Genomic DNA, 11,768 nt, shown 5'->3' with positions numbered 1-11,768 from the left:
CCAAGGCGTCCAGGGCGACGAGGCGGCCATTCCTTCGAAGCCACAACCGCAGCAGACAGACATCAGCCACACCCCGTCGCCCCGGGAATCCAGAGCGACTCACTCCAGACAAATCGATCTTAGGGACAGACATGCAGCGAACCTCTCTGTCGTCCCGCATGTATCCGGCGCTCACCGTGCCGCTGGGCATGCTGCTGGTCCTCGCGGTTTCGGCGCCTTCCACGGCGCACGCATCCGCCCGGGCCGCGCAGGCCACCTACTACAACTGCGGGGGAAGCTGCTGGAACACCGATCCCTACGACACGACGTGCGCGTCCGACTCCCAGCCCGTGAACACCGCCTATGTCGACGACGGCAAGGGCCACACGCTGGGGCGTGTGGAGAACTGGTACTCCTACAGGTGCGGCACCAACTGGGCGGTGGGTTACGAGTACAGCGCGGCCAAGGACGCCCTGATCGGCGCCTGGGCGTTGACCGGTGAGCGGCAGCTCCTGTATCCCGAGAACGGGAGCTACTACCCTTCGTCCTCCCCGCAGCCCATGTGGACCAACCAGACCTTCGCCGCAACGGTGACGGCCGAGGCGTGCATGTGGGCGCACAGCAAATACGTGAGCGGCAAGGTGTTCACCAACTGCGCGCCCGCCTGAACCGGAGCGGGTGAGCCAGTGAATCTCCTGCCGAAGCTGCACCGCCTCGCTGCGGTGCTCCTGCTGGCGACCGTCCCGTCCGTCGCCGGCCAGCATGATCCCGTTGCCGCCGAGGCGGCTCTGTCGTCCCCCATTCCAGCGGAGAAGGACCCCGGTGCGTCCCGGGCCGATCCCGGCGCCGACACGGCGGTCACCGCCACGGCGGACACCGCGGGCTATCACCTGTTCATCGGCGAGGCCGGAGGCGGCTGGAAGCCTTTGGCCTCGTTGCGGCCGGGCGGGTACGGCGACGAGGCGTGGACCGGTGAGCACTGCCGTACCGGCGACGGGCGGTTCGTCGTCGCGGTGATCGCGCCGTGGCACACGGCGAACAGCGAGGCCGGCATGAACCAGGGCGGCCTGGCCTACGCCGTGGACGTCCGGACGGGGGCGGTACGCCCGCTCGGCTCAGGCGTCTCCCTCGCCTACTTCAATCCGGGCTGCGGAACTGGGCACGAGGTGGCGCTGACCAGCTACCTCGGCGCGGGGCAGCGGCCCACGCGGATCACGGTCGTCGACGCCGGTACGGGGAAGGCGGTCCGAAGCGGCACGGCCGACGCCGAACTCACGTCGGCGGTCGCGGCCGCGGACGGCATCGTCGCCGTCCGCGGTTCCCGGCTGGTACGGGTGACCGGGTCCGGCCTGGAGACCCTGGCGACGCTGCCCGGGCCGGTCGAGGAGGTGCGGCCCGCGACCGACGGCGGCGTGGATCTCGTGGTGCCGGACGGGCACACCTCGACGGCGTGGCACTGGAACGCGTCCGCGACCCGCCGGATCGGATCCGGCCCCGCCGCACGGGTCCACCTGTACGGCGGACGGACCGGGCACAACTTCGTCACGGGCCTGTCCGAGCAGGGGCGTTCCGAGATCCGGAGCCTGACCGCGGGGGCGCGTGAGGAGGTGGACCAGATCTCGCTCGACGGCGGCCTGGCAGTGCTGGCACCGGCCGGCGCCCACACGAACGGGATCCGTACCAGGATCGAGAGCACCGGGGCCCAGCGCGACGCCCCGTTGCCGGAGCCGGCGGCGGGCGAGACCTCGCCGCTCCCGGCCCGGTCGTTCGCCGCCGCGGCGGGCGAGAGCCCGGAGACCGGCCCGCCGACGTGTTCCGTGGCCCGCAACGACGTCTTCAAGCAGGTCTGGCAGCCGACGACACAACAGGTCCTGTGGGCGGTCAACCAGGCCGTCCAGGGCTATCTCATCGAGGGTCACCCCTCGGGCGCCCGTCCGCCGCAGCCGGAGCGCTACTCGCGGGACGACGCGCACTACGCGCCCGTCGAGCAGGCGTATCCCAGCGAGGACTTCCCACTGGTGGCCGGTGCTCCGCACGTCCCTCCGCTGGTCATGTACGGGATCCTCGCGCAGGAGTCGAACTTCAGCCAGGCGAGCTGGCACGCGATCGCCGGCCGTTCCGGCAACCCGCTCATCGCCAACTACTACGGCACCGACGCCACGCTCAGCCGGATCGACTATTCCGCGGCCGACTGCGGCTACGGGATCGCCCAGATCACCGACGGAATGCGCTTCCCGCCGCTGAGCGGAGCGACCATCCCCGACGACAGGCAGGTGCGCGTCGCGGTGGACTACGCCACCAACATCGCGGCGGCGGCGCAGATCCTGCAGACAAAGTGGGTTCAGCTCCACGACCTGGGCATCCGCCTGAACGACGACGATCCCCAGAAGGTGGAGAACTGGTACGGCGCGATCTGGGGATACAACTCGGGAGTCCATACCGACGCCGCCGACCGCAGAGGGCTGGGCTGGCTGAACAACCCCGCCAATCCCATCTACCCGTCGACGCGCCACGCCTTCCTGCACGACGGCCTGGTCGCGACCTACGGCGACGCGCGGACGCCTTCTCACTGGCCCTATCAGGAAAGGGTGTTCGGGTGGATGGAGGTGCCCCAGCTGGACGGCAACGGCTACCTGCGATATCGGGGCACCTACGATTGGGACGCGGAGCAGGGCACCTTCCTGTCGACCCCGCCGCACACGCTGTTCTGCCGCCAGGACGTCAACTTCTGCGACCCCCTCCAGGCCGGCCACGCTGACCCCTGCCCGTCGGAGGACACCCTGTGCTGGTGGGACAGGCCGGTCGCTTGGGGCGACTGCCCGAGGCTCTGCGTCCGCGACACCCCCACCGATGCCCCCAACGGCCACGTCTACTACCCGCAGCCCGGCACTCCAGAGCCCTCCGCCACACCCTTGAGCGCGACGTGCTCGGTGGCGAGCGTGAGCCCGGGGGCGAACGCGGTGGTGGTGGACGAAGAGATCCTGGATACGGACAGGAACCCGACCCGCCGGACGCCGAATCTCATGGGATGCGACGCGGAGAACCGGCTGCTGCTTCCGCCCGCCGGCACCGGGGGCACGTTCACCGTGAGCGACAGCGACGGCAAGGACCTGCTCGACCTCGCCGGCACGTCCAGCCTGGCCGCCATCGACCTGCACCAGATCGGCGGCGGCATGGGCGGGCACGCCTTCTTCACCCACACGATCGCGAAGGGCGACACGGCCTACGAGGTCCGCGCCACCTGGACCGGTGACCTGCCGGCCGATCCGGACGTCGGCACGGTGTACGAGATCAAGGTCTTCGTCCCCGACCTGGCGGCGGCGAGCTCGCACGCGACGTACACGGTCGACGACATCTATCGGCGGACCATCAACCAGAATCGCTACGCCAACCGATGGGTCAGCCTCGGCTACTACCTATGCCGGGCGGCCGGGGACAGGTGTTCCCTGCCGGTGACGTTGAGCAACATCACACCGGACGGCGAGGCGACCCAGGGCGCCGACATCGCCTTCGACGCGGTCGCCTTCGTCCCGGTGCCCACCGGCGGGTATGTGGCGCTCGGCGACTCCTACTCTTCCGGCGAAGGTACGGGCGTCTTCGACGACGGCACCGACTACGAGGACAACGCCCCCGGCGACGCCGGCAACCTCTGTCACCGCAGCACTCTGTCCTGGCCCCGGCTGCTCGCCGGCATGCGGTCGCTGCCGGTCGTCGAGCTGGCCTGCGCCGGCTCCAACCTGTGGGACGTGGCCGGCGTCGGCTACTACCTGGATCAGAAGACCGAAGAGATCTTGCCAAACATGAACCGCACCACGATCCTCAACGACGGCTCGCTGGAACGGGTGAAACCGGAGAAGGTCGCTACAACCGACAACTGGCTGCCGAACTCCCCAAATCCCGACAGAGCCGGTTCCGACTACTACAGCGAACCGGTCTTCCAGCTGGACCTGCTGCGCGCCCTGAAGCCGCGGCTCGTCACCGTCACCGTCGGCGGCAACGACCTCGGGTTCGCGGACGTGATCGTCACCTGCATGAACGCTCCCCCCTGCAAGGACGGGTTCTCGAACGGCGCCGGCCGGCCGGACAAGATCGACGTACGCGTCAGCTCCTTGCGGCCGCTGCTGCTGTCCGCGTACCTCAAAATCGCCGAGGCGGCAGGGGGTGCCGACAAGGTCTACGTGGTGACCTATCCCGGTCCGGTGGCCTACGACCCCTCCCGGAGCGGCGACACCTTCGACTGCTCCGGGATCGTCAACAGCGACAGGCAGTGGCTCGTCCCCAAGGGCGCGGCCCTCGCGGCGGCCATCTCCGCCGCCGCCGCCGACGCCGGGGTGCACGCGATCGACATCCACACGCTGTTCGCGGGCCAGGAGGCGTGCGTGGGCGGCTACGTCACCTGGCCGGAGCTGGAGAAGGCGCCGGGCCTCAGCTACTCGGTGATCGACAACTGGTTCCATCCCAGCCGGTTCGGCTACGAGGCGATGGCGCAGGCGATCAACGATCGCATCACGCTCGGATAGGAGATCGGCCGGCCACAGCGGGTCCGCGCCCCGGCTCCCGGGGCACGGACCCGCTGATCACGGTTCCGGGCTCGACTTGGGTCACCCCGGGGCGGGTGTGAGGCTCGCGGCGGCGTCTGCCGACCGAAAGCGCTACACCCTGGCGACACCTCGCGAGCGCGCGCTGCTCGGCGTCGTACAGGCACGCAGCCTCGCGACCGACGGGCAGAGGCGTGAGGCGATCGCCCCCCTGCTCCGCGCGGAGGACGACCTGGCCGCGGCGGGACCGGGCGACGAAATCCACAGCGGGTTTGGTTCTTCCAGCAAGCCTCGCTGGCCCACGAGACCGCACGTACCCTCTGCACCCTCGGTGATCTCGAAGGGGCACTTCGCGAGTTCCACAACAGTGTCGTGACGAGGAAGGCCGAGACGTTCAGCCGGACCCACACCGTGCCACTCGGCTACATGGGTTTCCAGCGCAACTACCTGTAGGGGCTCAGATAGTCGTGTCGGACGGGGTGGCCGTTGCGGCGAGTTTGAAGACGGTTCCTTCGAGGAGGTGTTTGGGGCCGTTGGCGGCCGCCCAGGGTGTGGCGGCGTGCCACATGTTCAGGAGCGAGGTGCTCGCCTTGATGGCGTCGCGAGCGCCGAGGAGTGAGTTGAAGGAGGAGGGGTCGACCGCGCTGAGGGTGGCGATGGGGCGGTCGTACTTTTCGTGGAGTTTGTGGTTCTGGCCTCGGTAGCAGTGGAAGTTCTCGACGTCGCCGAAGCGGCCATAGGTGCCCGAGGTGAATTCGTCGGTCTTGCCAGGGAGCAGGTCGCCGGGGTTGAGCAGGACACGGCGGACGTGTCCACGCGCATAGGAGTCCTGGACCAGGTGAAGGAGAGAGCCGATAGCCCGCCGGGGCAGGTCGAGTGATTCGCAGGCGGTGTTGCGGGTGAGGAGAGTCCGCAGAGTGTCTGACCCGCTCGGCAGGGACGCGGCGGTGAAGAAGTCCGCCAGCCTGGCGGAATACTCCGTTCCGTCGTCCGCCGTCAGGTGTGAGGCGATAGGGACGGCGTCGAGGCGATCGGACCCGCCCACGCCCTCACCGATGGAGAGCCGATACATGACCTCGGCCCATAGCATGATCTTGGTCAGGGTATCCTCTGGCCGTTCGCCGGCGGTCTCGGCCATGGCGTGGAGGAACTGCAGATCGAAGTAGTGCGATCTCCCCGTCAGGTTGGTCACGTCGTTCGCGGTGGCCTTGGCCGCCCGGTTGAACGCGGACGTCCAGGCGTAGCCGGTAGTGAACTTCCAGTTATTGGTTCGGTGCTCGTGGAACAGCAGCAGGGCTGGGTCGTCGTTCCACAGGACGCCGCGCAGGAACTCATTGACGGCCTGATTGGGTCCCGGGCGCGGGCGGGACGGGACCGGGACGGTGGAATCGAGCAGTGCGGCAAGGGTGACCGTCTCGTGGACGGGCTCGCTGAAGTTGAACGGGCCCTCGATCGCGTACCCCTCGGGTTTGGCGATCGGCTCCAGGAAGCGCACGACTTGGGGGCGCAGGGCCTGGCCCTCCTCCTCTTCCCGAGCCATGTCCTCGAAGCCGCGGACGAACTCCGTGAACGTCAGCGTCTCCTCGGTGCCTTTTTTCGGGTCGATCAGGGTGAAGTCGGTGCCGATCCCGTCCGGGGTTCCAGTGCCGCTGATCCGGATCAGGACCCACGCGTGCGGCGAGAACAACTGCCCCGGACCGGCGTCCCGGGTCACCCACAGCGGGCCATACTTCTTCAGCCAATCGACGTACTGCTCGAGCCGGTAGGAGGCCGCCGGTTCAGCGAACATCTGGCTGTGCAGCACGAAGTCGTCCTTGTCCTCGGTGTACAGGCCGGTGTCGTCGGTGTAGATCTGCCGGTACTTCTCCCCGGCGGCGCCGACAGCGTCCTCGACGGAGATCGATCCCTGTTCCCTCCAGCCGATGAGCATCGCCGCGGAGACGGCCCAGCAGTCGTTCCGCCGGGTCTGCCGCAGGTGGGGCACCTTGGTCGCCTCGGCGAGCACCTTCGACGACGCCGTGCCGCGGATGGTCACCGATTCGCTGTTGCCCGAGCTGTCGAGGCGGCTGGCGGTGACGTCCTTGCCCTGCGACGCCGCGGTCACCGCGGCCTGGCTGAGCGGCGTGGCGGCGGCCTGGCTGGCAGCTTCGGCCTGGATGCGCTTGCCCGCGCCGCCGTCGATCTGCTGCTGCAGATGGTCCTTGACCAAGACTTTTGCCTCGTCCTGGCTGATCGTACCCGCGTTCTCCGCCGCGCTGATCGATTCCATGATCTTGCCGCTGTTCTGGGTGTTGTGGCTCTGCATGGCCATCTCCTTCGCCATTTCGGCGAAGGCCTTCGCGTTCTCCTGGTTCGACAGGTAAGTCCGGATGACGTTCTGCTGGTTGGCGTCCAGACCGGTGATGTCCCTGAAGACCCCGCTCTGGCTGAGCAGTTCCGACAGGCCGGCGAGCCCGGCGCCGGGGGTCGGGGTGCCGGGCGCGTTTTGCACGTTGACGATCGGGGCGGCGAACTCGCGGAAGGCCGCGCGCCAGTCTTCCAGGCTGGGCGTGGGGACAGTGACCGGGGCGATCGCGGTCGGTTCGTCGGTGCCGAACCGTGTCCAGTCCTGAGCCCGGTCGGTTTCGATCTTCTCGCAGGCGTTGCACGCGCCCTGGACGGCCTCGGCGAACAGCCCGTTCGACGGCACGCTGACCCGGTAGGGCTCGACCGGCGTGAGCGGCTTGTAGTGGTCGAACAGTGTGACGGGCTCCGTGCCGCCCTCCGACGTGGCTTGGACGAAGGAGCCGCTGACCCGGTAGCCGGGGGCGACCGGCAGCACCAGGGAGTTGCCGGCCACCGCGATCACCTCGTTCTTCACCACTGAGGCGAGGCTGCGGAAGCCGGCCGGTCCTGGTACGGGGGTGCCGTCGGCCGCGTAGACCTGGATGCTGAACCCGTCGAGCAGCATGTACCTGCGGTCCGGATCGAGCCGATTCCAAAGGACCTTATTGTAGTGTTCGAGGTTGTTGTTGAGGTGGTCAAGCAGCGCCCCAGCGAGGTAGCGGTCCTCGCGGCGCGGGTTGCGCTTCTCGTCGGGCCGTTCCGGGATGTCCAGGTCCACGCCGTCCACGTCCAGCAGGTCGTCACCGAGGCTGCCGCGATAGAGGGAGCCGCGGTAGTGGGCGGTGGAGTAGTCGAGCCGGACGTCCTCGACATTCAACGTCACGTAGCTCCGCAGTGCCTGGGCCCTGGTGTCGGCCACGGTGAGGCGCAGTTGCGGCGGAAGCTGGTCGCGACGCCTGCTGGTGGTGCCGGACAGGTTGACGTCGATGACGCGCTCACCGCCGGTGTACCGCTGGACGGCGGTGACGTCGGTCGCGAACTCGGTCAGCCGAAGCGCGTTCACGATCCGGTCGAATACCAGCGGCGCGATGTCGTTGTTGAAGATCTCGTCCCATTCGGAGATTAGACGACCGCCGAAGTAGTAGGTGAGCATGCGCAGGGTGTCCTCCGGCTTTTCGCCGTACCCCAGCAGGCGCGCGTAGAGCTCCCACTGCTGGCGGTCCTTGAAGCCGTCCTGGAAGAAGTCAAGTCCGGACACTTGAACGGTCCGGCCGTTGGCGGTGATGCTGCCCGGATTGAAGTTGGTGACCCGTATGCACTCGGCGGGCGGCACGTGCTCGAAGTTGGCGTCCAGACTCATGAAGGCGTCGAACACGGCCTTCTTGCCCTCCACCTGCGCCGTCTTGTACTCGATGTCTGGGCCGGGCGGCGTGAACAGCGTGGACAGGCCCAAGGTCAATCCGGCGAGCAGGGGTTCGGTCCAGGCGTTCTTGACCGTGGCCGCCACGTCGACATCGTCCGTGGTGACGGTCTTGAGAATCACCGGAAGGCTCTTCACCCGGTCATACCTCGTCCGCGGGCGGGGCAGGTTCACGCGCAGCCGGAGACTGCCGCTGAGGAAGCGGATCGTCTCTTGGTCGTAGGAGCCGGCGGGGAAGTCGACGTTGGCGTAGTGGGTCCGGATCCGCTGGATCGCGTCGAAGCCCCTGGCAAGTGGATGCAGGCGCCCGGATCCAACCGCCCCGGCGTCCGGCTGGAGGTAGGTCTCCGACGGCATGGGCAGCAGCGTGGGGGCGAGCACGTCCCGCCACCCGCTGACGTTCTCCACCGAGAAGCGCGCCAGCAGCAGCGGCACGAAGACGCACTCCTCCACGGACACCAGCTCCTGGAAGATCGCGTAGTGCCGGAGCACCTCGAAGTACATCATCGTGAGGCTGTGGCAGTGGTTGTGGTTGGCGACCACCTCGCTGGTGACCCCGAACCGCTCGCCCTGCTGCACGGTGGTCACGATGGACGCGTTGAGCTGCCGGTAGCCCTCGGCGTTCTGCAGGATCGACTGGCGCAGCTTCTCGCTAAAGAACTGGGCGACGTCGCGGGAGCCGTCATGGGCGGCCTCGCTGCTCGACTGCGCCGAGCCGCCCGCGATGCCGATCACGGCGCTGCCCGATCCCCCGTAGGTGCCGGTGCCGCCGTATCCCTGGCCAGCTGTGCCGAAGCCGGCGCTGATTCCGGAGGTGTCGGCCCTGGAGCTGCCGCGCAGGGACTCCGCCAGCGAGCCGGCGAGCCGGCTGGTGATGACCCGCTCGTCGACCAGTCCCATCGCCAGCCGTTCGTCCTGGCTCAGCTGCTGCGACTCCGCGCCGACCAGGGTCTGAGAGGCGTCTAGGACCACGATCTCCTTCTTCTGGCCGGGCGCCAGCGGCAGCGAGTACACCAGGTCGCCCAGGGAGTAGCCGTCGGCCTTGAACTGCGCCCGGTAGTGGAGGATGTGGCCGGTGGCGACGCTGACGGCCTGGGCGAACTCGGCGCCCGCGTCGTGCGGCGGCACCGGGACCGCCACCGGCGCGAACGGCCCGAACTTGATCCGGTTCAGCGGCCCGAGGCCGGAGACGGGCACCGGCTCCGGGGGGTCCTGCCATCCGATGGGGTTGTTCAGCCCGACGGGAAGCCGGGGCCGGGTGGTGGTGTCGCCGACGAGGTCATAGTGCACAGACGTGCCGACGGTGTCGATCGCCTGGGTGACCAGCGGAATCGTCCCCGCCGCCGCGTCGAGCACCTCCACCGCCTGGGGCGGGAACGGTAAGTCGTCGGCGCCGAGCTGGGTGCGGGTGGCGTCGAGAACGGCGACCACGGCCTCGAGGTGGTTGCGCGCCTCGGCGAGCACGCTCACGGTGATCGGCGGACCTCCCGCCGCGAACGCAGCGGCGACTGCCACGGCGTGCGGATGAGCCGCCTCGAGGGCTGCCAGGGACCGGCCAGCCCACGCCGCGTGGGTCTCCCCGAGCGCTTGGCGGGCCGCGGCCAGCGCCACCTCGGACCGGTTCTGCAGCCTCGCTGCTTCCGCCGTCAGCGCGGCCGCCTCGGAGACGTCGATGGCCTGCAGCCCGGTCTCCTGCCTGATCAGGCGGTAGGAGGCGACGTCGGGGTCGGAGATGCGGACGAGGGCCTGGTAGGGGAACTCGTTGATGGTGCGGTTGGGCTTGGAGAGGTTTACGCAGGAGCCGCCGATGTCCTGCGTATAGGTGTCGGAGCCGATGAGGTCGGCGAAGTCCGGGAGCCGGTTGGACGTGCCGGACCCGCACCCGCACCCGCAGTCCTCACCGTCCTGGTTGGGAAGACGGGCGTTCCGTACCATTAGGTAGAGGAAGTCGGTTGAGATGGTCCGGTTGGCTGCGTCGGCGACGATGGGGATGTCGGCCGGTTCGTCGGGCGCCGCCGTGCAGACCGCCTGGGCCTCGACGAAGGCGCCGTACGGGTAGGGCATCCCGAAGTTGCCGCCGGTGTCGATCGAGGCAGCGCCGACCAATCGCCACGGGCCCTCCGCGGTGGTCCTGGCTTTGATGACGACGAGGACGTCCTTGGTCGCGCAGGTTCGGTTGATCAGGATCACGCGGCCCCGCAGCCGCAAATTGGCATCGACCGGCGGGGTCTGCGGCGTAGTCAGCTCGGTCGCCGTCTGGCGCGGCACGGTGATGCGCAGATCCGCGAGTGTCGGGTCGTCGCGGTCGAACTCCTCGCTCCACAGCGTGGCCCCGGCCAGGCCCTGCACGCTCACCCGCAGCCGTCCGTGCACGGTGCTACGCAGGACCGCCCTACCTTCGGTCAACACGAAACCGGCCGAACGCTTGGTCACCTTGATCTGGTCGCCGAAACGGAAATGGCGGCTGCGGGACAGGCCGTTCGCGTCGGTCCACTCGGCTCCGAGATCGAAGGCGGCGAAGTCTTTGGCGGTGACGATGACGCTGTCGGGTGCTAGGACGGTCAGGGTCCCCGCGACCTTCATTGCCCTGATCTCAGGAATGGTCAACGGCACGTCGACCAGGCCGGGATGGCCGGCCGCGAGCGCGGTGACGGTCTGTTCAGCGACCTCCGCTGAAGTGAAGGCCGCGAGCTGCGCCGACAGTCGCGCGGCGGCGGTCTCGGAGTACACCGGGACCCCGTCGGGGGCGACATGGGTGACGTAGCAGACGACAGCCAGCGCCATTGCGTCGGTCTCCAGCCCGCGGAGCCTGGCGCGCAGGTCGAGGAACGGTTTCTTGGCGACGATGAAGTACTTGGGAGGGGCGTCCGCGACCGCCACGGCACGGGTGGGTGGCTCCGGGCTGGCTACGACATGGGTGAGCGGCTGTCGGCTGTCGCCGAGGGCGAGGGCCGGTAGAACCAGGACGTCCAGGTTCTGCTCGCCGAGCGGCTGGCCGTCCTCGGTGAGGTGGCGCACGAGTACCGGGACTGTGAGGGCGTCGATGTTCCCGGCTGCCACCGCCGCGGTGACGAAGCGGGCCGCGTTCTGGGCCGATTCTCCGGCCGGTCGGGACACGAGCTCATCGGGCAGGTCGATGCGGTAGACGTCGCGATCCGCGGGCTGGGTGAACGACACGTCGACGGTGTCACCGGAGAAGCGTCCGGACACGGTGCCGTCGGAATCGATGCGGAGAACAAGCCTGGGAACCTGCACGAGAACTTGGACGACGGCATTCTCCCCCGCCTCCCCCGCATAGGAGATGCCTCGCTGGAGCACGATCATTGAAATCCCCTCAGCTCGTCGGACGGAGTTATTGTGAGCGCCATTGACGAGCCCGACAATCCTGAAACGCTGGCCCATTTCGGCCTCGCGGCGGGGCGGCGTCGCCGAGGACGATGCGCCACCAGGTGATTGCGGAGCTCCGGCCAGGCGAGCACGCCGAGGTCGTCAACACGGTGCTCGAT

General features: G+C 68.6%; 3 protein-coding genes. 2 read left to right on the top strand and 1 reads right to left on the bottom strand.

The annotated features are described in order from the left end of the window. Positions 1-131 precede the first annotated feature (131 nt). Together IL992_RS44120 and IL992_RS44115 are read left to right on the top strand one after the other, a co-directional pair. A complete protein-coding gene (locus tag IL992_RS44120; RefSeq protein ID WP_193209245.1) occupies positions 132-647 on the top strand; it encodes a hypothetical protein in 516 nt (171 codons plus the stop codon). Positions 648-665: 18 nt separating this feature from the next. Next, positions 666-4,499: a GDSL-type esterase/lipase family protein gene (locus tag IL992_RS44115; RefSeq protein WP_193209244.1), complete on the top strand. Its 3,834-nt coding sequence runs from the start codon at positions 666-668 to the stop codon at positions 4,497-4,499. A 475-nt stretch (positions 4,500-4,974) separates the two neighbouring features. Here the strand turns inward: IL992_RS44115 and IL992_RS44110 are convergent, their stop codons facing one another. Next, positions 4,975-11,586 carry a papain-like cysteine protease family protein gene (locus IL992_RS44110; RefSeq protein WP_193209243.1) on the bottom strand — a complete coding sequence of 2,204 codons (6,612 nt, stop codon included), beginning with the start codon at positions 11,584-11,586 and terminating at the stop codon, positions 4,975-4,977. Positions 11,587-11,768: the final 182 nt, after the last annotated feature.

It is taken from the genome of Microbispora sitophila (genome assembly GCF_014892245.1).
GTDB classification, from domain to species: domain Bacteria; phylum Actinomycetota; class Actinomycetes; order Streptosporangiales; family Streptosporangiaceae; genus Microbispora; species Microbispora siamensis.
Note: the sequence above shows the minus strand (reverse complement) of the source record. Positions and strands in the feature narration are given on the sequence as shown.

Excerpts from the sequence above, each read along its gene's own strand:
- IL992_RS44120 (WP_193209245.1), top strand. The coding sequence starts at position 132 with ATGCAGCGAACCTCTCTGTCGTCCCGCATGTATCCGGCGCTCACCGTG.
- IL992_RS44110 (WP_193209243.1), bottom strand. The coding sequence starts at position 11,586 with ATGATCGTGCTCCAGCGAGGCATCTCCTATGCGGGGGAGGCGGGGGAG.